This is a genomic window from Methylobacterium sp. J-068 (genome assembly GCF_022829445.1).
Taxonomy (GTDB): domain Bacteria; phylum Pseudomonadota; class Alphaproteobacteria; order Rhizobiales; family Beijerinckiaceae; genus Methylobacterium.
The window spans coordinates 123,529-144,881 of record NZ_JAKSXY010000109.1 but is presented as its reverse complement, the minus strand read 5'-3'; the positions used below and the strand labels follow the sequence as shown (position 1 = coordinate 144,881).

The 21,353-nt window shown below is 69.2% G+C and carries 18 protein-coding genes and 1 tRNA gene; 14 read left to right on the top strand and 5 right to left on the bottom strand.

What is annotated here, in order from left to right:
* The first annotated feature begins 220 nt into the window (after positions 1-220).
* The 3 genes from MKK54_RS24560 (at position 221) to MKK54_RS19290 (ending at position 3,074) form a co-directional block, all read left to right on the top strand.
* On the top strand, positions 221-1,357 hold the full coding sequence (locus MKK54_RS24560) for a histidine kinase dimerization/phosphoacceptor domain -containing protein (protein WP_279597448.1): 1,137 nt from the start codon (positions 221-223) through the stop codon (positions 1,355-1,357).
* Positions 1,354-1,809: a response regulator gene (locus tag MKK54_RS19295; protein ID WP_244013195.1), complete on the top strand. Its 456-nt coding sequence runs from the start codon at positions 1,354-1,356 to the stop codon at positions 1,807-1,809. The genes MKK54_RS24560 and MKK54_RS19295 overlap by 4 nt, the downstream gene beginning before the upstream one ends.
* 122 nt (positions 1,810-1,931) lie before the next feature.
* The gene (locus MKK54_RS19290) at positions 1,932-3,074 is read left to right on the top strand and encodes a 2-methylaconitate cis-trans isomerase PrpF family protein (RefSeq protein WP_244013193.1); all 1,143 of its coding nucleotides are present in this window, start codon (positions 1,932-1,934) and stop codon (positions 3,072-3,074) included.
* A gap of 10 nt (positions 3,075-3,084) precedes the next feature.
* On the opposite strand, the gene MKK54_RS19285 is transcribed toward MKK54_RS19290, so the two are convergent.
* The 3 genes from MKK54_RS19285 to MKK54_RS19275 form a co-directional block, all read right to left on the bottom strand.
* Positions 3,085-4,425 (bottom strand): dicarboxylate/amino acid:cation symporter, encoded by a 1,341-nt coding sequence (locus MKK54_RS19285; RefSeq protein WP_244013191.1) that lies wholly within the window; start codon positions 4,423-4,425, stop codon positions 3,085-3,087.
* Positions 4,426-4,572: 147 nt separating this feature from the next.
* Positions 4,573-6,003 (bottom strand): aspartate ammonia-lyase, encoded by a 1,431-nt coding sequence (gene aspA, locus MKK54_RS19280; RefSeq protein ID WP_244013189.1) that lies wholly within the window; start codon positions 6,001-6,003, stop codon positions 4,573-4,575.
* A gap of 279 nt (positions 6,004-6,282) precedes the next feature.
* A complete protein-coding gene (locus MKK54_RS19275) occupies positions 6,283-7,182 on the bottom strand; it encodes a LysR family transcriptional regulator (RefSeq protein WP_244013187.1) in 900 nt (299 codons plus the stop codon).
* Between the two features lie 500 nt (positions 7,183-7,682).
* Between MKK54_RS19275 and MKK54_RS19270 the strand changes: the two genes are divergently transcribed.
* The 6 genes from MKK54_RS19270 (at position 7,683) to MKK54_RS19245 (ending at position 15,599) form a co-directional block, all read left to right on the top strand.
* On the top strand, positions 7,683-9,011 hold the full coding sequence (locus MKK54_RS19270; protein WP_244013185.1) for an MFS transporter: 1,329 nt from the start codon (positions 7,683-7,685) through the stop codon (positions 9,009-9,011).
* 12 nt (positions 9,012-9,023) lie between these two features.
* Positions 9,024-10,589, top strand: coding sequence for a galactarate dehydratase (gene garD / locus MKK54_RS19265; RefSeq protein ID WP_244013183.1), 1,566 nt, complete (start codon positions 9,024-9,026; stop codon positions 10,587-10,589).
* A 421-nt stretch (positions 10,590-11,010) separates the two neighbouring features.
* A complete protein-coding gene (locus MKK54_RS19260) occupies positions 11,011-12,213 on the top strand; it encodes a tetratricopeptide repeat protein (RefSeq protein WP_244013181.1) in 1,203 nt (400 codons plus the stop codon).
* Positions 12,214-12,371: 158 nt separating this feature from the next.
* A complete protein-coding gene (typA, locus tag MKK54_RS19255; protein WP_244013179.1) occupies positions 12,372-14,192 on the top strand; it encodes a translational GTPase TypA in 1,821 nt (606 codons plus the stop codon).
* Between the two features lie 127 nt (positions 14,193-14,319).
* Positions 14,320-14,808, top strand: a complete 489-nt coding sequence (locus MKK54_RS19250; protein ID WP_244013177.1) for a hypothetical protein — start codon at positions 14,320-14,322, stop codon at positions 14,806-14,808.
* On the top strand, positions 14,805-15,599 hold the full coding sequence (locus MKK54_RS19245) for a DUF1828 domain-containing protein (RefSeq protein ID WP_244013175.1): 795 nt from the start codon (positions 14,805-14,807) through the stop codon (positions 15,597-15,599). The genes MKK54_RS19250 and MKK54_RS19245 overlap by 4 nt, the downstream gene beginning before the upstream one ends.
* Before the next feature lie 87 nt (positions 15,600-15,686).
* Here the strand turns inward: MKK54_RS19245 and MKK54_RS19240 are convergent, their stop codons facing one another.
* On the bottom strand, positions 15,687-17,342 hold the full coding sequence (locus MKK54_RS19240) for an acyl-CoA synthetase (RefSeq protein WP_244013173.1): 1,656 nt from the start codon (positions 17,340-17,342) through the stop codon (positions 15,687-15,689).
* Between the two features lie 189 nt (positions 17,343-17,531).
* On the opposite strand from MKK54_RS19240, the gene MKK54_RS19235 reads away from it, so the two are divergent.
* The 5 genes from MKK54_RS19235 (at position 17,532) to MKK54_RS19215 (ending at position 19,943) form a co-directional block, all read left to right on the top strand.
* The gene (locus tag MKK54_RS19235) at positions 17,532-18,425 is read left to right on the top strand and encodes a hypothetical protein (protein ID WP_244013171.1); all 894 of its coding nucleotides are present in this window, start codon (positions 17,532-17,534) and stop codon (positions 18,423-18,425) included.
* A complete protein-coding gene (locus tag MKK54_RS19230) occupies positions 18,422-18,613 on the top strand; it encodes a hypothetical protein (protein ID WP_244013169.1) in 192 nt (63 codons plus the stop codon). The genes MKK54_RS19235 and MKK54_RS19230 overlap by 4 nt, the downstream gene beginning before the upstream one ends.
* Positions 18,614-18,878: 265 nt before the next feature.
* The gene (locus MKK54_RS19225; protein ID WP_244013167.1) at positions 18,879-19,529 is read left to right on the top strand and encodes a Maf-like protein; all 651 of its coding nucleotides are present in this window, start codon (positions 18,879-18,881) and stop codon (positions 19,527-19,529) included.
* A gap of 14 nt (positions 19,530-19,543) precedes the next feature.
* Positions 19,544-19,750 (top strand): DNA gyrase inhibitor YacG, encoded by a 207-nt coding sequence (locus tag MKK54_RS19220; protein ID WP_244013255.1) that lies wholly within the window; start codon positions 19,544-19,546, stop codon positions 19,748-19,750.
* 117 nt (positions 19,751-19,867) lie between these two features.
* Positions 19,868-19,943: transfer RNA gene (locus tag MKK54_RS19215), tRNA-Phe, on the top strand.
* A 198-nt stretch (positions 19,944-20,141) separates the two neighbouring features.
* On the opposite strand, the gene MKK54_RS19210 is transcribed toward MKK54_RS19215, so the two are convergent.
* Complete coding sequence (locus tag MKK54_RS19210; protein ID WP_244013165.1) at positions 20,142-21,272, bottom strand: YeiH family protein; 1,131 nt, start codon at positions 21,270-21,272, stop codon at positions 20,142-20,144.
* Positions 21,273-21,353: the final 81 nt, after the last annotated feature.

Genomic DNA, 21,353 nt, shown 5'->3' with positions numbered 1-21,353 from the left:
TAGCTGGTGGAAGGCGGTTGGAGACCGTGCGGCGACGGTTGGCCGTCGCGGACATCATCCGACATCCCGGTATCCCCGTCGCGCGGCCCGCGCGCGGCGCCCAAGCCCCCACTTTCGTGCCGGGCCCGGCCCATCGGCAGGATCCGCGGGTGGACCGTGAGGATGTCGGCGCGGGCGTGAGAGGCCGCGTTCTGGCGCGGCGTGAGGAGAGGCGGAGACGATGGAACAGGACGATGCGTGGCACCTGACGGGCGACCTGATGGTCGAGGACGGCAAGGGCGACCCCTTCGCCGCCGCGATCCGCGCCACGCGCATGCCCATGATCGTCACGGACCCGCGCCGGGACGACAATCCGATCGTCTTCGTGAACGACGCCTTCCTGCGTCTCACGGGCTACGCGCGCGACGAGATCATGGGCCGGAACTGCCGCTTCCTGCAGGGGCCGGACACCGACCCGAACGCGATCCAGCAGATCCGCGAAGCGGTGCGGGCCCGGCGCGACATCGCCGTCGACATCCTCAATTACCGCAGGGACGGCAGCCCGTTCTGGAACGCGCTCTACATGAGCCCCGTCATCACCCGGGCGGGTGACCTGCATTACTTCTTCGCCTCGCAGCTCGACGTGAGCGACCGGGTCGACGCCCAGCTGCGGACGCAGAACGAGAAGGAACATTTCGAGCGCGAGGTCGCCAAGCGGACGCGCGAATTGTCCGAGGCCCTGGCGGCCAAGACGATGCTCGTCCACGAGGTCGACCACCGTGTGAAGAACAACCTCCAGATGGTGGCCTCGCTGCTCACTATGCAGACCCGGAGCATCTCCGACCCGAGCGCGCGCGACGCGATGAAGTCGATGCTGACGCGGGTCGAGGCCCTGGGCACGGTCCACAAGCGGCTCTACCAGTCGCACGACGTGGAGCGCTTCGACGTCGCCGAGTTCGCCCGCGAACTCGCCACCGACCTCGTGCGCGGCTCCGGCCGCACCGGCATCGCGCTGCATTTCGACCTGGAGCCCGTGGAGGTGCCGGTCGAGAAGGCGCCGCCCGTGGCGCTGATGATGAACGAGCTCATCACCAATTCGCTCAAGCACGCCTTTCCCGACAACCGCTCCGGTCGCCTCTCGATCACCGTGCAGCCGGACGGGCGCTATTTCGGCATCCGGATCGTCGATGACGGCGTCGGCATGCCCCAGGAGGTCGTCGGCTCCCGGTCCTTCGGCAAGCGCCTGATCGAGAGCTTGGCGCGACAGCTGAATGCCAGTATCGCTTGGCAGCCGGGACATCCGGGAACCTCGATCGATATCCGTCTTCCGCGCGAATCATCGCCGCGCGAAGCGGCGGGTGCGAAGGACAGCACGTGAGCCAGCCTCTCCGGGTCCTGATCGCGGAAGACGAAGCGCTCATCCTCATGCAGCTCGAATTCCTCGTGGAGGATGCGGGGCACCAGGTGGTCGGGACGGCGGCGACCTCCGACGAGGCGATCCGCGTGGCCCGCGAGACGCGGCCCGACCTCGTCTTCGTGGACCTCCAGCTGCGCGGTGGCTCCTCGGGCATCGACATCGTCCGGACGCTGCGCGACGAGCCCGCGACGGTCCTGGTCTTCGTCACCGCCAACGCCCAGCACATCGCCCAGGATTTCGAGGGCGCCGCCGGGGTGATCGCCAAGCCCTTCACCGAGGCGGTGATCTTCGACACGATGTCCTATCTCGAGGAATGCGTGCGCCGGCCGCCCCCGCGCCTGAGCGTGCCCCTCGGCCTCCGGCTGGCGCCCGCCTATCAGGCCGCGCTGTCAGGGGGCAGAAATCTTGAATAGGCTCTGATTTCGAAGAGGCTCCGATCTCGAAGAGGCTTCGCTCGGATCGCCCTGGCCCGAGGCCCAGCGCCCCATCGAGCCCGCCGGCCGGCCCGGGCTTCTCGAACCATGACGTTTCACCCATGACCCGCGCGACGCTTCCCGCCACCTTCATGCGCGGTGGCACCAGCAAGGCCCTGATGCTGCATCGGCGCGACCTGCCGGACGACATCGCCGCCTGGACGCCGCTCCTCCTCTCGGCCATGGGCAGCCCCGACCCGTTCGGGCGCCAGCTCGACGGCATGGGCGGCGGGGTCTCGTCGCTCTCCAAGGTCTGTGTCGTCGCGCGCTCGGAGCGCTCGGATGCCGACCTCGACTACACCTTCGTGCAGGTCTCGGTGACGCAAGACCGGATCGACCTCTCCGGCAATTGTGGGAACATGCTCGCGGCGGTCGGCCCCTTCGCGATCGACGAGGGCATCGTCGCGGCCGCAGACGGCCCGGTCACGATCCGCATCCACAACACCAACACGCGCAAGGTCGTGCACGCCGCCTTCGCCGTGCGGGAGGGCCGGGCGGTCTATGCCGGGGACCTCGCCATCCCGGGCGTCGCCGGCACGGCCGCGCCGGTCCGCCTCGATTTCATCGATCCCGGCGGGGCCACGACGGGGCGCCTCCTCCCCACCGGGGCCGTGCGGGACCGGCTCGCGGTTCCCGGCCTCGGGAGCGTCGCGGTCTCGATGGTCGATGCCGCCAATGCCTGCGTGTTCGTGGCGGCCGCCGATCTCGATGTGACCGCAACGGAGCGGCCGGACGCCCTCGCGGCGATCCCCGGCCTGCTCGACCGGCTGGCCCGCATCCGGGTGGCGGCCTCCGTGGCGATGGGGATCGCCCCCGACCCCGACGCGGCCGCGCGCATCACCCACGTGCCCTTCATCGGCCTCGTGGCGCCGCCACGGGACGCCACGACCCTCTCGGGCGAGGCGCTCGCCGCGAAGGACATGGACCTCACCGCGCGGGTGATCTCGAACGGCCTGCCGCATCAGGCGCTGCCGCTGACCGCCACCCTCTGCCTCGCGGTCGCGGCCCGCCTGCCGGGAAGCCTCGTCCACGCGATGGCGGGTCCGGATTCCCGGAACGGCCTGCGGGTCGGGATGCCCTCGGGCATCCTCACGGCCGATGCCGGCGTGGAGGCCGGCCCGGACGGGACCTTCGTCGTCCGGCGCGGTTCGTTCTACCGCACCGCCCGCCCCCTGATGAAGGGGGCAGTGTTCGTCGCTTCCTGAGGCCCGGTGCTCAGGCCCGCGCGGTGCCGGCCGCGAGGGCGCCGATCCCGTCGGACGAAGCCGCGCTCACCGCCGGGGCCGCCTCGGTCTCCCCGTCCATCTCGCCCTGCCACTGGGCGACGGCCGCCGTGGCGAGGCCGTTGCCCAGCACGTTCGTGACGGTGCGGCCCATGTCGAGGATTTGGTCCACGCCCATGATCAGGAGGATGCCGGCCGCCGGCAGGCCGAACATCGGCACCGTGGCGGCCACCACAACCAGGGAGGCGCGGGGCACGCCGGCGATGCCCTTGCTCGTCACCATCATGACGAGGAGCATGGTGAACTGCTCGGCGACGCCGAGATGGATGCCGAAGGCCTGGGCGATGAAGAGCGAGGCCATGGCCTGGTACATCATCGAGCCGTCGAGGTTGAACGAGTAGCCCAGCGGCAGCACGAAACCGGTGACGCGGGGGCGCACGCCGAACTTTTCCAGCACCTCGACGGTGCGGGGGAAGGCGGCCTCGCTCGAAGCGGTGGAGAAGGCCAGGATCATCGGCGCGCGCAGCAGGTCCAGCAGGCGCACGACGCGGTTGCCGAGCGCCAGCCAGCCGGCGCCGATCAGGATCACCCAGAGCATGGCGAGGCCGAGATAGAACGCGCCGATGAACTTGCCGTAATCGATCAGCACCCCGAGGCCCTGGACGGTGATCACGGCCGCGATGGCGGCGAAGACCGCGAGCGGCGCCAGGCGCATCACCGCGTCCGTGACGGCGAACATGACGCGGGCCAGCCCGTCGATCATGTGGACCATCGGATCGGCGTAGCGGCGGTCGATCACGCTGAGGCCGGAGCCGAAGAAGATCGAGAAGACCAGGATCTGCAGCACCTCGTTCGTCGCCATCGCGGAGACGATGCTGGTCGGGAACACGTGGGTGAGGAAGTCGCGCAGGTTCAGCGAGGCGGCCTTGAGCCCGGTCTGCGCCCCCGCATCCGGCAGCGGCAGGGCGAGGCCGGCGCCCGGCTGGAACAGGTTGGCGACGAGGAAGCCGAGCGTCAGCGACACGATGGAGGCGGTGAGGAACCAGCCCATGGCCATCGCGGCGACGCGGCCCACCGTGCGGGTGTCGCCGAAGCTCGCGATGCCCGACACGATGGTGGCGAACACCAGCGGCGCGATGATCATCTTGATGAGCCGCAGGAAGATGTCGGTGCAGAGGGTGAAGTATCCGGCGATCTCCTTGGCCTCCGCCGGCCCGGCCGCCATCCCGTGCAGGACGGCGCCGACGGCGATGCCGAGCACGAGCCCGATGCCGGTGTAGAGGGTGAGGCGGCCGGATTTCCTGCCGTCCGGTGTCGCGTCGCTGTGGGTCATGATGTTCCTCCCGGTGTCGTGCTCTCGGCGCCCGTGACGGGTCGCTCGGGGTTTGGGGTTTCCGTCCGGGGCATGGCGTGACCCGGGTTGGGCTTGGCGGTCCGCGGCCCTCCTCCCCGTTGGGGGGGAGGGGAGACCCGGCCCCGCTCAGGCGGCCGCGAAGGCCTGCGGGCGCGTTAGGCGGTCCGGCTGGAGCACGGCGTCGAGTTGCTCGCGCGCCATCAGCCCCTTCTCGAGCACGAGTTCGTAGACGCCGCGCCCGGTGGCATGGGCCTCGAGCGCCACGGCGGTGGCGTTGCGGTAGCCGATATAGGGGTTGAGCGCGGTGACGATGCCGATCGACTGCTCGACGCTGGCGCGTAGCCGCTCGCGGTTGGCGGTGATGCCCTGGACGCAGTGGACGTCGAGGGTGACGCAGGCCGCGCGCAGGTGGGTCAGGCTGTTGAACAGGCTGTAGGCGATCACCGGCTCGAAGGCGTTGAGCTGGAGCTGGCCGGCCTCGGCCGCGAAGGTGATGGTCACGTCGTTGCCGATGACCTCGAAGGCGACCTGGTTGACCACCTCGGGGATCACCGGGTTGACCTTGCCGGGCATGATCGAGGAGCCGGCCTGGCGCGCCGGCAGGTTGATCTCGTTGAAGCCGGCGCGGGGGCCGCTCGAGAGGAGGCGCAGGTCGTTGCAGGTCTTCGAGAGCTTGACGGCGACGCGCTTGAGCACGCCCGAGAGCTGCACGAAGGCACCGCAATCCTGGGTCGCCTCCACGAGGTCCTCGGCCGTCTCCAGCGGGATGCCGGTGATCTCCGAGAGGCGGGCGCAGACGAGGGCGGCATAAAGCGGGTGCGCGGTGATGCCGGTGCCGATCGCGGTGGCGCCCATGTTGATCTCGCGGATCAGCAGCGCGGCCTCCCCGAGCCGGGCCTCGTCCTCGCGCAGCATCAGCGCGTAGGTGCCGAATTCCTGCCCCAGCGTCATCGGCACCGCGTCCTGCAACTGGGTGCGGCCCATCTTCAGGATGTCGGCGAATTCCGCCGCCTTGGCCGAGAAGCTGGCGCGCAGGGCGGCCATCGCGGCGATCAGCCGGCGGATCGCGCCGGTGGCGGCGATCTTCAGGGCGGTCGGATACACGTCGTTGGTGCTCTGGCCCATGTTGACGTGCTCGTTGGGGTGCAGGTGCTCGTAGGCGCCGCGCGGATGCCCGAGGAGTTCCAGCGCCCGGTTGGCGATGACCTCGTTGGCGTTCATGTTGGTGGAGGTGCCGGCCCCGCCCTGGATCAGGTCGACCACGAACTGGTCGTGCAGGGCGCCGCCACGGATCTCCTCGCAGGCCGCCACGATGGCGTCGGTGCGGGCCGCGTCGAGGAGACCGAGTTCGCGGTTGGCGAGTGCCGCCGCCTGCTTGATCGCCGCCAGCGCGTTGATGAGGTCCGGGCAATCGGCGAGCGTCCGGCCGGTGATCGCGAAGTTCTCCACCGCCCGCAGGGTGTGGACGCCGTAGTAGGCGGCCTGCGGCACCGCCCGGTCGCCCAGGAGATCGTGCTCGGTGCGGGTCGGGACATGGGTGACGGGAATCGAGGTCACGGCGCTCTCCTGGCGTGCGGACGCGGTCCGGCACGCCGTGCTGGTTGAGGTCGGGCTGGGGTGAAGCGGCCACGCGGACGCGCCGGCGTGAGCCGCGCGAGCGGCCACACCTCGTGTCGTCGTGAAGGGTCTTCGTGAAACGTCCTGAGGGAGGCTCTGACCGTAGCCGAAGCCCTTCCGGACCCGGGCCGTCGCGGCGTCCCATCGCGGCTCTGCTCGCCGCTGGGGAGGGGATTAATCCCGCATCGCGAGACGCGCCAATGCTACTTGCGACCGTGTTTATTCCTGAAGCGCATAGTTTGGTTCATCTAGTGTCGCGGCGGCCCAGACGAGGTCGAGGAAGGGCCGCGCGCGCTCGGCGCTGCGATAGAGCCGGATCTCCATCAGCATCTCGGAACTCACCACCTCGAGGGCGCCCGACGCGATCTCGGCCGCCACCAGGCTCACGGGCAGCCAGGCGACGCCGTGGCCGGCCAGCGCCATCGAGCGCAGGGCTTCCGCCATGGAATTCTCGTTGGTGTGGATCGGATAGGTGACGGGCGCGCCCTCCTTGGCCTGGGCGATGGAGGCGAGAAGGCCGAGGAAGGAGCCGCGTGAATACTGGAGCAGCGGCCGGCGCCCCTCGGAATCCGGCGGCAGCCCGTGGGGCGCAGCCACCGCCACGAGGCTGTCGCGCCCGATCACCCGGTGGGGATAGCGCGCGGGGTCCAGCGGCATCGGGATTCCGGGATGATGATAGGTCAGGAGCAGGTCGTAGCCCCCCTCGACCAGGGCCTGGACACAGATGTTGAAGTTGTCGGGCAGGACGCGGCTCGCCATCGGCCCGACCGCCTCGCGGATACCCGAGAGCCAGCGGGGCAGGACCGACAGGCAGAGGGAGTGGAGCGCCGCGACCGTCACCACGGGCAGGCTGGAGCGCTCGCGGCCGCTGCGGAAATCGGCGCGGCTCAGGGTGAGGAGGCGGGCGACCTCCTCGGCGGTCTCGAGGAACTGGCGGCCATCGGCCGTGAGGGTGATCGGGTAGGTGCTGCGGTCGAGGAGCACCGTGCCGAGCCAGACCTCCAGGGAACGGATACGCCGGCTGAAGGCCGATTGGGTGACGAACCGCGCCTCGGCCGAGCGGGAGAAGCTGCGCGTCTCGGCGAGGCTGATGAAGTCCTCGATCCACTTGAGTTCCATCGCCGCTCCCGCCCGACCGCCTCCCGCGGCACCTTATACGCTTCGTGCGGGATGGTGTCGGTCCCCCGCCTCGCGGGTTCGCGCTTTCCCACCGGGGAGGAGGCCTCTTCCGGGAGGGAAAGCGAGGTCTGACACCGTCTCCGCTTCGATCAAGCGGAGGCGCTCTCGCTCAGTTCGCGCGGCGCCTGAGCGAAGCCCGAATCCGCCATCCCGAAGGGATCGACCGGTATGACGCGCGGCCCCGAGAGGATGGGGCGGGGCTTCCGGGCCGCCGGGGAACGGATGCTCGTACTCGTGGCGTGACCACCGGTTCGGATGCGAAGGCTCGCAACCGCGCCGGGCGGCCGGGAGGCCGACGAGCACTGATCATCGATACCCATCCGGCATCGATCGATCCGTTGATCGCATTGGACGCATTATAAATCACCCGCTAACCCTGAACGTCAAAGGACGCTGGGCTCGACGCAGCGCCGAGACAACGATCGGTCCGGGTGGAAACGATGGCGCTGGCTCTACCGCTGGAGGCGCGCGCGCAGGGACGCGTGCGCTGGGGAATCCTGCTGATGCTGTTCACGACCACGGTCGTGAACTACGCCGACCGCGCCATCATCTCGATCGCCGGCACGCCGATGTCCCAGGAGCTGGGCCTGACCCCGGTGACGCTCGGCTACATCCTCTCCGCCTTCAGCTGGTCCTACGTCGCCGCGCAGATGCCCGGCGGCTGGATGCTCGACCGCTACGGTTCGAAGTGGGTCTATGCCGGCGGCATCTTCTTCTGGTCGCTGTTCACCCTGCTCCAGGGCTGGGTCGGCTTCCTCGGCGGCGGGGCCGTCGCCGCCTTGTTCGCCCTGCGCTTCCTCGTGGGCATCGCCGAGGCGCCGTCCTTCCCCGGCAACGCCCGGATCGTGACGGCCTGGTTCCCGAGCGCCGAGCGCGGCAAGGCGAGCGCGATCTTCAACTCGGCGCAATATTTCGCCCCCGTGCTGTTCGCGCCGCTCACCGCCTGGGTCACGCACGAATACGGCTGGCGCTACGCCTTCATCGTCATGGGGGTGATCGGCATCGTGCTCGCCCTGGTCTGGGTGCGGGTCATCCACGACCCCGCCGACCATCCGAGCGTGAGCCGGGCCGAGCTCGACCACATCGCCTCCGGCGGCGCGCTCCTGGCGCTCGATGCGCAGAAGCCCGCCGACAAGAAGGGCTTCGACTGGGCCATCGTGCGCCAGCTCCTCTCCAACCGCATGCTGGTCGGCATCTACGTGGCGCAACACTGCATCAACGTGATGACCTACTTCTTCCTGACCTGGTTTCCGATCTACCTCGTCAAGCAGCGCGGCCTCTCCGTGCTCCAGGCGGGCTTCGTCGCCTCGCTGCCGGCCCTCTGCGGCTTCCTCGGCGGCATCCTCGGCGGCGTGATCTCGGACGCGATCCTGAAGCGCACCGGCTCGCTCACCCGGGCCCGCAAGATCCCGATCGTCGCCGGCATGCTGCTCTCGATGTCGATCATCGCCTGCAACTACGTCGACGCGCCGGCCTTCGTAATCGGCTTCATGGCGCTCGCCTTCTTCGGCAAGGGCATCGGGGCGCTCGGCTGGGCGGTGATCTCGGACACCTCGCCCAAGGAGGCCGCCGGCCTCAGCGGCGCCATCTTCAACATGTTCGGCAACACCGCCGGCATCACCACGCCGATCGTGATCGGCTACCTCGTCCAGGCGTCGGGCTCGTTCAACGGCGCGCTCGTCTTCGTCGGCTGCAACGCGCTGGTCGCGATGGTGGCCTATCTCTTCATCGTCGGCGACATCCGGCGCGTCGAACTGCGCAAGGCCTGAGGGGAACGATCCATGCTCGGTGAACCCGCCACCCTGCCCGAGAGCGCCGGCGATGTGCCCCGCACCCTGCGCCTGCACCCGGACGACAACGTCGCCATCGTGGTCAACGCCTTCGGCCTGCCCGCCGGCACGGTGTTCGCCGACGGGCCGACCCTGGTGGAGTTCGTGCCCCAGGGGCACAAGGTGGCGCTCGCCGACATCCCGCAGGGCGGGGTGGTCCGGCGCTACGGCGAGGTAGTGGGCATCGCCCTGCGCCCGCTGCCGGCCGGTTCCTGGGTGGAGGAATCGAGCGTCGAGACGCCGGTCGCCCCCGCCCTCGACGCCCTGGAGCGCGCCACCCGCGTGCCCGCCCCGCTGCCGCCGCTCGAAGGCTACACCTTCGAGGGCTACCGCAACCCGGACGGCTCGGTCGGCACCAAGAACATCCTGGCGATCTCGATCAGCGTGCAATGCGTGGCGGGCACCCTCGACGTGGCGATCCAGCGGATCAAGCGCGAATTGCTGCCGCGCTATCCCAACGTCGACGACGTCGTGGGCCTCACCCATGCCTATGGCTGCGGGGTCGCCATCAACGCCCCCGAGGCGGTGATTCCGATCCGCACCCTGCAGAGCCTCGCCCGCAACCCGAATTTCGGCGCCGAGGTCATGGTGGTCGGCCTCGGCTGCGAGAAGCTCGTCTCCGAGCGCCTCATCCCGGCCGGCGGCGCGGCCGCCGATACGGGCGTCGTGCGGCTGCAGGACGAGCGCCACGCGGGCTTCGGGATGATGCTCGACAGCATCCTGACCATGGCCGAGGCCCGCCTCGAAATCCTCAACCGGCGCACCCGCGAGACCTGCCCGGCCTCCGACCTCGTGATCGGCCTGCAATGCGGCGGCAGCGACGCCTTCTCGGGCGTCACCGCCAACCCGGCGCTCGGCTTCGCCTCCGACCTGCTGGTCCGCTGCGGCGCCACCGTGCTGTTCTCCGAGGTGACGGAGGTGCGCGACGCGATCCACCTGCTCACGCCCCGCGCCGCCACGCCCGAGGTCGCCGACGCGCTCATCCGCGAGATGGCCTGGTACGACGATTACCTCGCCAAGGGCGGCGCCGACCGGCGCGCCAACCCGTCCCCCGGCAACAAGAAGGGCGGGCTCAACAACATCGTCGAGAAGGCCCTGGGGTCGGTGGCGAAATCCGGCACCTCGGCCATCGCGGGCGTGCTGGCGCCGGGCGAGCGCGTGCGCGACAAGGGCCTGATCTTCGCGGCGACGCCGGCCAGCGACTTCGTCTGCGGCACGCTTCAGCTCGCCTCCGGCATCACCCTCCAGGTCTTCTCCACCGGCCGGGGCACGCCCTACGGCCTCGCCCACGCGCCGGTGATCAAGGTGGCGACGCGCACGGAACTCGCCGAGCGCTGGTCCGACCTGATCGACCTCGACGCGGGCCGCATCGCCACCGGCCATTCCACCATCGAGGAGACCGGCTGGGACCTGTTCCGCCTGATCCTGGACGTCGCCAGCGGCCGCAAGCAGCCCTGGTCGGACCGCTGGGGCCTGTTCAACGACCTGACCCTGTTCAACCCGGCGCCGATCACCTGACCCTGGCGCACGGCGTCCGGGTTCGCGCGTGAGGCCCGTCTCCGGTCGAACGTGGCGCCGAATGATGCGATCGGTCGATCGGCGATCTTCATCTCGCTTGCCGATCGGGTCGTCTTTCCATATTTTTCGGCTATGACGATCTATATTTGATCGTATGATTTTCTATGATTGGTGTCCAGTATTTTCTGTAGTTCATATCGTTCAGATAAATACAGGCACAAAAATTTTCTTGGATCGAAGTTGTGAAACGATCCTGTTGTTCTGATCGGGATCGTGAGTTTCTCGCATTGCTTTGCAGGCGGTGATGCCGTCTAGGTCTGTCGACGTCACGCCCTGTTTCCTTGGACTGCGCGATCACACCCGTTCCGGGTGCCGTTGCTCCCGGTCGTCCAGGCAGGGGCGGCGCTGGGGGATCGGGATGATGCGAGCATGGTCCGTGGCGTTCGGCGCCGTCCTGGGGGTGAGCCTGTCCGCCGGCGCGGGGCTGGCGGCGGACAAGGCCGACGGCGCCTGCTTCGCCACCGGCACCGAGCCGGCGGCGCGGGTCGCGGCCTGCACCAAGGTCCTGAGCCGGGGGAAGAAGCTCAGCCGGGAAGACGAGGAGGCGGCCTACTACAATCGCGGCGTCGCCTACGAGGATCAGGACGACCACGATCAGGCCATCGCGGATTTCAGCGCCTCGATCCGGCTCGACGCGAAGGACCCGCGCGCCTACGAGCGCCGCGCCTCGAACTACGACGACAAGGAGATGTACGAACTCGCGATCAAGGATCTCGACATCGTCCTGACCCTGGATCCGAAGCGGGCGAGCGCGCTTCGCCTGCGCGGAAACGTCCACCGGAAGAGCGGAGACTACAACCGCTCCGTCGCCGACCTCGGCGAGGCGATTCGCATCGAGCCGGATTACGCGAACAACTACTATTTCCGGGGGCTGGCCCACGAGAGCCGGTTCGACCTGCGCCGGGCCCTGACGGATGCCGAGGAGGCGGTTCGCCGCGACCCCGACGATTCAGCGAACCGGGACCTGCTCACGCGCCTGCGCCAGACCCAGGCGGCGCAGGCTTCCATGCCGCCGCAGGCCGCTCAACCCGCGCCGCAGGCCGCCCAACCCGCGCCGCAGGCCGCTCAACCCGCGCAGGCCGCCGTCCCGCCGCGCGCGACCGGCCCCGCGACCCTGGCCGAGCTGAAGGCCCAGGAGGACGCGACGGCGGACGTCTGGTCGCGCCTGCCCTTCACGACGCGGCGCGCCCTGCTGGTCAGTTCCCCAGCCACGTCGTTCGGCAGCTACACGATCCGGCCGACGAACGTGTTCTCGGCGGGAGAGCAGCTCAACCTCTACGTGGAGCCCGTCGGCTTCGCCTGGCAGGATCTCAAGGACGATCAGGTCTCGTTCGGCTTCCTCGCCGACCTGACGCTCGCCACGGCTGCGGGTGAGACCATGATGGAGCGCAAGGCGATGACGCTGGGCAATTTCACGAGTCACGTCCGAAATCGCGAGATCCACCTCTCCTTCGACCTGACGCTGACCGCGATCGAGCCCGGGGACTACGTCTTCACCTTCGACGTGAAGGACCGGGTGAGCGGTCAGACAGCCCGCGTCACCCAGCCGTTCACGGTGAAGTAGCGCGCCCGCGCCCGGCGGGGGAGGGGCATGCTCGGCGCCCCTTGCCCCGGAGGCCCACACCTTATATTGCGACGCGATAGCTCGATCCCGTGACCCGGCGCTGCCGGCCGCCTCCTGCGGCCCGTCGCGTGACGGGCTCTTCTCGCTTCGGATACCCCATGAAGCTTCGTAACATCGCCATCATCGCCCACGTCGACCACGGCAAGACGACGCTCGTCGACAAGCTGCTGTCCCAGTCCGGATCGTTCCGCGAGAACCAGCGCGTTGAAGAGCGCGCCATGGATTCGAACGACCTCGAGAAGGAGCGCGGCATCACCATCCTGGCCAAGGCGACCTCGGTCGTCTGGAAGGACACCCGCGTCAACGTCGTCGACACCCCCGGCCACGCCGATTTCGGCGGCGAGGTCGAGCGCATCCTCTCGATGGTGGACGGCGTGATCGTGCTCGTCGACGCCGCGGAAGGGCCGATGCCCCAGACCAAGTTCGTGGTCGGCAAGGCGCTCAAGATCGGCCTCAAGCCCATCGTGGCGATCAACAAGGTCGACCGTCCGGACGCCCGCATCACCGAAGTCGTCAACGAGGTGTTCGACCTCTTCGCGGCGCTCGACGCCACCGACGAGCAGCTCGACTTCCCGATCCTCTACGGCTCGGGCCGCTCCGGCTGGATGGCCACGGCGCCGGACGGCGACCAGTCCCAGGGCCTCGCGCCCCTGTTCGACCTCGTCCTCGAGCACGTGCCGCAGGCGCGGGTGGACGAGGGTCCGTTCCGGATGCTCGGCACCCTGCTCGAGGCCAACCCGTTCCTCGGCCGCATCATCACCGGCCGCATCGCGTCGGGCACGGTGAAGCCGAACCAGGCCATCAAGGTCATGGACCGCACGGGTAAGCTCGTGGAGACCGGCCGCGTCTCGAAGATCCTGGCCTTCCGCGGCCTCGAGCGCGCGCCCATCGAGGTCGGTGAGGCGGGCGACATCGTCTCCATCGCGGGTCTCGTGAAGGGCACCGTCGCCGACACGTTCTGCGATCCGCAGGTCGAGACCCCGATCCAGGCCCAGCCCATCGATCCGCCCACCGTCACCATGTCGTTCATCGTCAACGATTCGCCGCTGGCCGGCACCGAAGGCGACAAGGTCACGAGCCGCATGATCCGCGACCGCCTGTTCAAGGAGGCCGAGGGCAACGTCACGCTCAAGATCGAGGAGGCGGCCGACAAGGATTCGTTCTTCGTCTCGGGCCGTGGCGAGTTGCAGCTCGCCATCCTCATCGAGACCATGCGCCGCGAGGGCTTCGAGATCGCCGTGTCGCGTCCCCGCGTGGTGCTGTCGAAGGACGAGAACGACAACGTCCTCGAGCCCGTGGAAGAGGTCGTGGTCGACGTCGACGAGGAGTATTCCGGCGTCGTCGTGCAGAAGATGTCCGAGCGCAAGGCCGAGATGATCGAGATGCGCCCGTCCGGCGGCTCGCGCCTGCGCCTCGTGTTCCATGCGCCCACCCGCGGCCTCATCGGCTACCAGGGCGAGCTCATGACCGACACGCGCGGCACCGCGATCATGAACCGTCTGTTCAAGGCCTACGAGCCCTACAAGGGCGAGATGCCCGGCCGCCGCAACGGCGTGCTCATCTCCAACGACAAGGGCGAGGCCGTGGCCTACGCCATGTGGAACCTGGAGGATCGCGGCCCGATGATGATCGAGCCCGGCGCCAAGGTCTATCAGGGCATGATCATCGGCGAGCACAACCGCGAGAACGACCTCGAGGTGAACGTGCTCAAGGGCAAGAAGCTCACCAACATCCGCACCACCTCGAAGGACGAGGCCGTGCGCCTGACGCCGCCGATCCGCATGACCCTGGAGCGCTCGCTCGCCTGGATTCAGGACGACGAGCTCATGGAGGTCACGCCGAAATCCATCCGCCTGCGCAAGACGTATCTCGATCCGAACGAGCGCAAGCGCTTCGAGCGCTCGGGCAGCGTCGCGTAAAACCGCGTTTACTGAATGATCGAAAGGCCGGGCCCAGTGCCCGGCCTTTCTGTTTTGGCTGGGGTCAGCTGACGAGGCGCGGGATTCTGGTGTGGCTCCGGGTTGCGTGGAGCGTTATGTTCCCGCAATGCGCGCATTGCTGGCGGTCCGTGAACCCAAGGTCCTCGTCAATCTCGGCGCATGGAGCATCGGCAGGAAGATGCCCGCCAGCGCGTTTCCTTTGTCACGCTCGCATTCCTACCAAGTCGGTGCCTCGTGGCATTGGTGCGTGGCCGATGCCCGGGCAAAGGGACAGGAATTCAAGATCCTGATCGCGTTCAACGCAGGCAAGTTCGATTACCGTGCCTGGCTGAGCCTACGGTATGGGAATGACTATGCCTTGCTTGCGCGACTGGAGCATCATCGTTCGCACAAGGGGTGGCACATTCACTGCAAACGCGGTCCCTGCGATGGTCTTGTGCGGGGCGTGGTGAAGGAGCCGCTCGACCGGGACCGCTCACGGACTTGCGGCGCCGCTCCCTTCGAGGTCGGTCATCACGATGCGCTGAAACTTGCCTTTCGATCGTTCAACGTTTCTGGTGAATCTCAATTCTCGGAAGGGGAGCTACACTTATGAAGCACCTTCTCTGTCAGGCGTTCTGCGACGCTCTGGAGGTTCGACCCGTACCGGTCGGCTGGGCGATCCAAACATCCTATACCGATGCCGGTGGCGACCCGCTTCTCATGTACCTCGTGCGTGACAACGAGAAGGGCTGGCGCGTCGAGGATGACGGCAACCAGGTGCCGATGCTCGAAGCGTGCGGCGTCGATCTCGGTGGCAAGTCGCGTCGTGAAGCGTTCGCGTACCTTCTGCGAGAGTTCGGCGCGCGCTTCGATCCGGAGGAGCGAACCCTGTGTTCCTCATCCTTGTCGGAGTCGGAAATCGGCGCCGCTGCGGTGCGCTTCATGGGGCTGCTGCTGCGGCTTCAGGATCTCGCCCTGCTGTCCACGCCGTTCGTCCGCAATGCTTTCCGCGAGGATGCCATCACGGCTATCCAGCACGCCTTCGAGGGCGAAGCCGTCATCGAAGAGAAGGGGCAGCTCGCGCAGGACATGGTCGGGCCGGAGGCGGATGTCGTCGTCCGCGCTGCCGCTCGGCCGCCTGTAGCGATCTATATCGGGACCAGCGAAGAGCGCGCGCTGCATGCCATCGTTTCGAAGATGGAGGCACAGGCCTATCGCCATCATGAAGGGCGCGTCGCTCTGCTGGTCGAGCGCGCGAAGACGAACCCTGTGAAGGAAAAGACCCTGGCGCTGGCTTATGCCCGTTTGGACGGTGTGGTCTCCTACAGGGGAACCGAACGCGACGCCTTGGCGAAGCTCAAGGCCCTGGCTGGCCTGACCTCCGCCTTGGAGGCGGCCGAGTGATGCGGCCGCACCGATAGCGGAAGGACCCGGTGCGGCGTGGGCCATGGCTGAACATGGCAGGTCCGGGGACGCTGGCTCGCCTCGGATTCACCCCTCTTTCGCCCGCTCCCTTAAAAGATACTTCTGCACCTTCCCCGTCGAGGTCTTCGGCAACTCCCCGAACACGATCTGGCGCGGCAGCTTGTAGGCGGCCATCCGCTCACGGCACCAACTGATGAGGACGTCGGCCTCCACGCTGGCGTCGGGCTTCAGTTCCACGAAGGCCACCGGCGTCTCGCCCCACTTGGCGTCGGGCTTGGCCACCACGGCGGCGGCGGCGACGGCGGGGTGGCGGAACAGGGCGTCCTCGACCTCGATCGAGGAGATGTTCTCGCCGCCCGAGATGATGATGTCCTTCGAGCGGTCCTTGAGTTGGATGTAGCCGTCCGGGTGCTTCACCCCGAGATCGCCGGAGCGGAACCAGCCGCCCGCGAAGGCGGCCTCGGTCGCCTTCGGGTTCTTGAGATAGCCGCGCATCACCACGTTGCCGCGAAACATGGCCTCGCCCATGGTCTCGCCGTCCGCCGGCACGGATTCGCAGGTCTCGGGGTCGCGGATGTCGAAGCCTTCGAGCACGGGGTAGCGCACGCCCTGGCGCGCCATCTTTTCCGCACGCGCGTCCCCATCCAACGCGTCCCAGTCGCGGTGCCAGGCATTCACCACCGCCGGGCCGTAGGTCTCGGTGAGCCCGTAGAGGTGGGTGACGTCGAAGCCGGCGCTGCCCATGGCGGCGAGCACCGCCTGGGGCGGGGGCGCGGCGGCCGTGAGGAAGGCGACGCGCCGGGGGAGAGGACGGCGCTCGCCATCCGAGGCGTTGAGCAGGAGCTGCATCACGATCGGAGCCCCGCACAGATGCGTCACCCCGTGCTCGGCCAGCGCCCGGTAGAGGGCGCCGGCCCGCACCTGCCGCAGGCAGACATGGGTGCCGGCCACCACCGAGAGCGTCCAGGCGAAGCACCAGCCGTTGCAGTGGAACATCGGCAGGGTCCAGAGATAGACCGGGTGCTGCCCGAGCCCGCCCGTGATGACGTTGCCGAGGCAGAGCAGGGCGGCGCCGCGATGGTGGTAGACCACGCCTTTCGGATCGCCGGTGGTGCCCGACGTGTAGTTGAGCGAGATCGCGTCCCACTCGTCGCCCGGCATGGCCCAATCCCAGTCCGGGTCGCCCTCGGCGAGCAGCGCCTCGTAGGTCAGGCTCCCGACCGTCGCGCCGGGGCCGGTATATTCGGGATCGTCGACGTCGATCACCAGGGGTGTCACGCCGGCCTGCGCCAGGGCCGGGCCCGCCACCGCCGCGAATTCGCGGTCGGTGATCAGCACCTTGGCCTCCCCGTGGTCCAGGCAGAAGGCGAGGCCGGCGGCGTCGAGGCGGGTGTTCAGGGTGTTGAGCACGGCGCCCGTCATCGGTACCCCGTAATGCACCTCGATCATCTCGGGCGTGTTGGCGAGCATCACCGCGACGGTGTCGCCCCGGCCGATGCCCCGCGCCGCGAGGGCGCCGGCGAGGCGCTGGCAGCGCGCGTAGAGTTCGGCATAGCTGCGCCGCAGGGGGCCGTGGACGATCGCGGTGTGCGCGGGGAAGACCCGCGCCGCCCGGTCGAGATAGCTCAAGGGCGTCAGCGGCTGGTGGTTCGCCGGGTTCCGGTCGAGATCGCGGTCGTAGATCGTCGGTGCGGCGCGCTCGGCCGTGGTGGGCGTGGTCATCGGCGTCTCTCCCTCGCGGAACACGATACCGGTTCGCGCCGGTCCGACAAATCGCGTCCGGCGCCGGATTTCTCGGAAAAGCACCTGGATTCCGATGCGGCGGTGCGGTCTGGACATTTGGTGGTTTCAGCGATGAAGCTCGGGCCCGGTCGCCCCCTCGGGCCGAGGCGTGAAAGGAAGATGCGCGGCATGCAGTCCGGATCGTTGTCGTTGGATGCGTTCCTGACGCGCCGTGCCTCGGATCGGCGCCTGGCGCGGCTCACCCACGACCTCTCCCTCCCGGAGGCGCGGGGCCTGGAATTCGGGCCGGCCGCCAACCCGACCCCGCTCCCGTCCGGCGTCCGCGTGGCCTATGTCGACCACGCGCTCGACGCGCAGGCGGGTGTGCCCGGCGCGACGCCGATCGACCACGCCTGGACGGGGGACGGCCCGCTGGATGCGCTGCTCGGATGCTCCGACCTCGATTTCGCCATCGGTGCTCAGGTGGCGCAGTTCGTGCCGAACCTCCTCGGCTGGCTGCGCGGCATCCACGCGGTGCTGCGACCGGGCGGCGTGCTGAACCTGTCGCTGCCCGACCGGCGCTTCATGTTCGACGCGGGCCGCGCCGACAGCACCATCGCCGAGCTGGTCGAGGCCGACCTGCTCGGCCTGACCCGGCCGAGCCCGCGCCAGGCCTTCGCACATACCTACGAGGCGCGCGCGCTGGAGAGCGCCGCGATCTGGGACGGCGTGGATGTCGACGCGGCGCCCAGGCTCTGCGGGGAGGTGGCGCTCGCCCTCGCGCAGGTGCGCGCCATGGAGGCGACGGAGCCCGACCGCTACGTGGATTGCCATTGCTGGGTCTTCACGCCCCTGTCCTTCCTCGACATCGCCGCCCTCGCGTCGCGCCTCGGCCTGTTTCCCTTCGTTCTGAACCAGGTCTCCGGGACGGAGCCGGGCGACTTCGAGTTCTACGTCTCGATGCGGCGCGACGCCGAGGCGGAACCGCAGGCGCTGCTCGCCCTCCAGAACGGGGCGATCGACCATCTCCGGGAGATCCAGTGCCGGCAGCGCAGGATGGTTGTCGCCATGGCGCGGTCGTGATCGGGGCCATCGCCACCGGCCCACCCCTCGATTGCGTGCGCATCCTCGCCGGAGCCGGCATGACCGGGAACGTGGTCTGGCAGAACGGGCGCCCCCGGGAGACCCGCCGGGCGCCGCTCGGTCAGCGGCCGGTGATCGCCTCGCTCACCGGTCTGTCGGGCGCGGCCAAGACCGGCTCCTTCGCCTGAGCGCCTGGGGATGACGGTGAGCGGTTCGGCCCGGACGCGGATCGCGCGCCGCCGCCAACCGGCGCCGCGATGGGAGGCCGGCGGCGACCGCCGAGGCGCGTTCACAAGCGGGAGGGTTTCCGATAGGTTCCCGCCGCCGCGCCGCGCGGCCGCGCGAGGCGGGCCGCGCGTTCGCCGCATCGCCCCGTTCCGATCGGGCGGCCCCGGCGCCGCGCCGTCCTCGACCCTGCACCAGGATGCAACCCCCACGCATGACGGCTCCCACGTGATCACGACCGGAAACGCCGCGGAGCCCATCCGGAGCGCCCGCCTCGTCCTCGCCTCCGCCTCGCCCCGGCGCCTCGCCCTGCTGCAACAGGCGGGCATCGAGCCCGACGCGCTGCTGCCGGCCGACATCGACGAGACGCCGCGCAAGTCCGAGACCCCGCGCGAGCTCGCCCGGCGCCTGGCCCGCGAGAAGCTCGCGGTGGCGGGTGCGGCCGCGCGCCGGCGCGACGACATGCGCGAGGCCTACCTGATCTCGGCCGACACCGTCGTGGCGGTGGGGCGCCGCGTCCTGCCCAAGACCGAGTTGCCCGACGAGGCGGCCGATTGCCTGCGCCTGCTCTCGGGGCGCCAGCACCGGGTCTACACCGCGATCTGCCTGCTCTCGCCGAAGGATGCCCGTCGCGAACGGGTGGTCGAGACGCGGGTCCGCTTCAAGCGTCTCTCGTCGCGCGAGATCGAGGCCTACATCGCCTCCGACGAGTGGCGCGGCAAGGCCGGCGGCTACGCCATCCAGGGACTCGCCGGCTCCTTCGTGGTCAAGCTCGTCGGCTCGCACAGCGCGGTGGTCGGCCTGCCGCTCTACGAGACGGTGAGCCTCCTCGAAGGGGAGGGATTCCCGGTCCGCCAGACCTGGGGAGGCGCCCTGTGAGCGCATCGGACCCCATGCCGGGGCGCCGGAGGGCCCCGAAGGCCGAGCCCTGCCCCATCTGCCGCAAGCCGGCCGAGGCGGCCTTCACCCCGTTCTGCTCGGCACGCTGCGCCGATATCGATCTCGGCCGCTGGCTGACCGACCGCTACGCCATCCCGACGGCCGAGGACGAGGACGAGGATGCGGCGGGGTCCGGAGGGCTCGCGCGCGACCGGGATTGAGGCCAGGATCGAGGCCGGGCACCGCCCGCGAAATCTCTTTCGAACAAGGCTGGACAGGCCGCAATCCACCCCCTATACCCCCGCTCCAGCCGGTGCCGCTCACGCGAACCGGCGGCGGCCCAGGTAGCTCAGTTGGTAGAGCATGCGACTGAAAATCGCAGTGTCGGCGGTTCGACTCCGTCCCTGGGCACCATTCTTTTCCTGAGCATCGACAGCGTCTTACGCTTCGCTCGGATGATTCCATCAAAACGCATCCAGGCTCGCTTTGCTCGCTCGATGCAGGGTGGCGCGAGCCTGGGCACCCGCTCCGCCGTCACGGTCTTCCCGGCGCGGGCGGTCGAGAGCCGTCTCGGCCTCGGGCGCGCTGACCGGGGTTCCGCCGGGGCGGATCTTAGGCGATCCGCAGGGCCCAGATCAGCGATAGGCTGACGGCGAGCAGGACGACGAGCGAGCCCGTCACCGCGAGCGTGACCCGGCCGCCGACCCGGGCCAGCACCCGCACATCGACGCCGAGGCCGAGGGCCGCCATCGACACCACGGTGAGCAAGCCCGCCAGACGGGTGATCGGCTGGGAGGCGGTCTCGGGAACGAGGCCGAGGGAGCGCAGGCTCGCGAGCGCCAGGAAGCCCAGGATGAACCAGGGCACGATCTTGAAGAAGCCGAGGCGGCCGGGCTTCGCCTTGGCCACCGCGCCCTCCGCCGGCAGGTGCTGGGCGATGAACGAGAACGCGACCACGACGGGGCCGAGCATCAGGACGCGCACCAGCTTGACCAGCGTGCCGACCTGCGTGGCCAGGATGCCGACCGGGACGGTGGCGGCGAGCACCTGCGGCACCGCGTAGACCGTCAATCCCGCCAGCGTCCCGTACTGGTGCTCGGACAGCCCGACGAGCGGGATGAAGAGCGGCAGGCCGAGCACCATGAGGACGCCGAGCACGGCCGTGAAGGCGATGGCGGCGACCACGTCCTTGCTGTCGGCCCCGATCACCGGCGCCACGGCGGCGATGGCCGAGTTGCCGCAGATGGCGTTGCCGCAGGCCACCAGGATCGCCATGCGGGCCGGCAGGCCGAGCACGCGGCAGATGACGTAGCTGGCGACGATCGCGAGGACCACCGTGGCGACGATCCCGGTGAGCAGGCTCGTGCCCGACGCGACGATGGCCCCGAGGCTGATGGAGGCGCCGAGCAGCGTGACGGCGAGTTCGAGCACCTGCTTGGCCGAGAACGCGATGCCGGCCCGGAAGCGCTCGCCGGGGCTCCAGAGCGTGCGCAGGGCGATCCCGAGCAGGATCGCGATGACGAGCGCCTCGACGTAGGGATGCCCCGTGGCACGCTCCTCCAGCGCCTGCACGGCCAGGGACGCCGCCGTGACGGCGAGGCAGACCAGGATTCCGGGCAGGAGCGAGGCGATCCGACCACCGGCCGTCTTGCCGCGGGCGATCTCGCCACGCGAATTCTCGCCACCGGCGACCCCCGACCTGGGAGCCTCGCTGGGTGCCGTCGTGATGCCCTTGACGCTCATGATGCCTTCTCGGGAGGCAGGCGGAAGGAAATTCTGTACCGCGTGAGCGAAGGAGAACAACACTCTCCCGTGGCGAAAATC

Bases quoted from the DNA above. Each gene is read 5' to 3' on its own strand.
- MKK54_RS24560 (WP_279597448.1), top strand. From the start codon at position 221: ATGGAACAGGACGATGCGTGGCACCTGACGGGCGACCTGATGGTCGAG.
- MKK54_RS19290 (WP_244013193.1), top strand. From the start codon at position 1,932: ATGACCCGCGCGACGCTTCCCGCCACCTTCATGCGCGGTGGCACCAGC.
- MKK54_RS19285 (WP_244013191.1), bottom strand. From the start codon at position 4,425: ATGACCCACAGCGACGCGACACCGGACGGCAGGAAATCCGGCCGCCTC.
- MKK54_RS19275 (WP_244013187.1), bottom strand. From the start codon at position 7,182: ATGGAACTCAAGTGGATCGAGGACTTCATCAGCCTCGCCGAGACGCGC.
- MKK54_RS19270 (WP_244013185.1), top strand. From the start codon at position 7,683: ATGGCGCTGGCTCTACCGCTGGAGGCGCGCGCGCAGGGACGCGTGCGC.
- garD (WP_244013183.1), top strand. From the start codon at position 9,024: ATGCTCGGTGAACCCGCCACCCTGCCCGAGAGCGCCGGCGATGTGCCC.
- MKK54_RS19260 (WP_244013181.1), top strand. From the start codon at position 11,011: ATGCGAGCATGGTCCGTGGCGTTCGGCGCCGTCCTGGGGGTGAGCCTG.
- typA (WP_244013179.1), top strand. From the start codon at position 12,372: ATGAAGCTTCGTAACATCGCCATCATCGCCCACGTCGACCACGGCAAG.
- MKK54_RS19250 (WP_244013177.1), top strand. From the start codon at position 14,320: ATGCGCGCATTGCTGGCGGTCCGTGAACCCAAGGTCCTCGTCAATCTC.
- MKK54_RS19245 (WP_244013175.1), top strand. From the start codon at position 14,805: ATGAAGCACCTTCTCTGTCAGGCGTTCTGCGACGCTCTGGAGGTTCGA.
- MKK54_RS19240 (WP_244013173.1), bottom strand. From the start codon at position 17,342: ATGACCACGCCCACCACGGCCGAGCGCGCCGCACCGACGATCTACGAC.
- MKK54_RS19235 (WP_244013171.1), top strand. From the start codon at position 17,532: ATGCAGTCCGGATCGTTGTCGTTGGATGCGTTCCTGACGCGCCGTGCC.
- MKK54_RS19220 (WP_244013255.1), top strand. From the start codon at position 19,544: ATGCCGGGGCGCCGGAGGGCCCCGAAGGCCGAGCCCTGCCCCATCTGC.
- MKK54_RS19210 (WP_244013165.1), bottom strand. From the start codon at position 21,272: ATGAGCGTCAAGGGCATCACGACGGCACCCAGCGAGGCTCCCAGGTCG.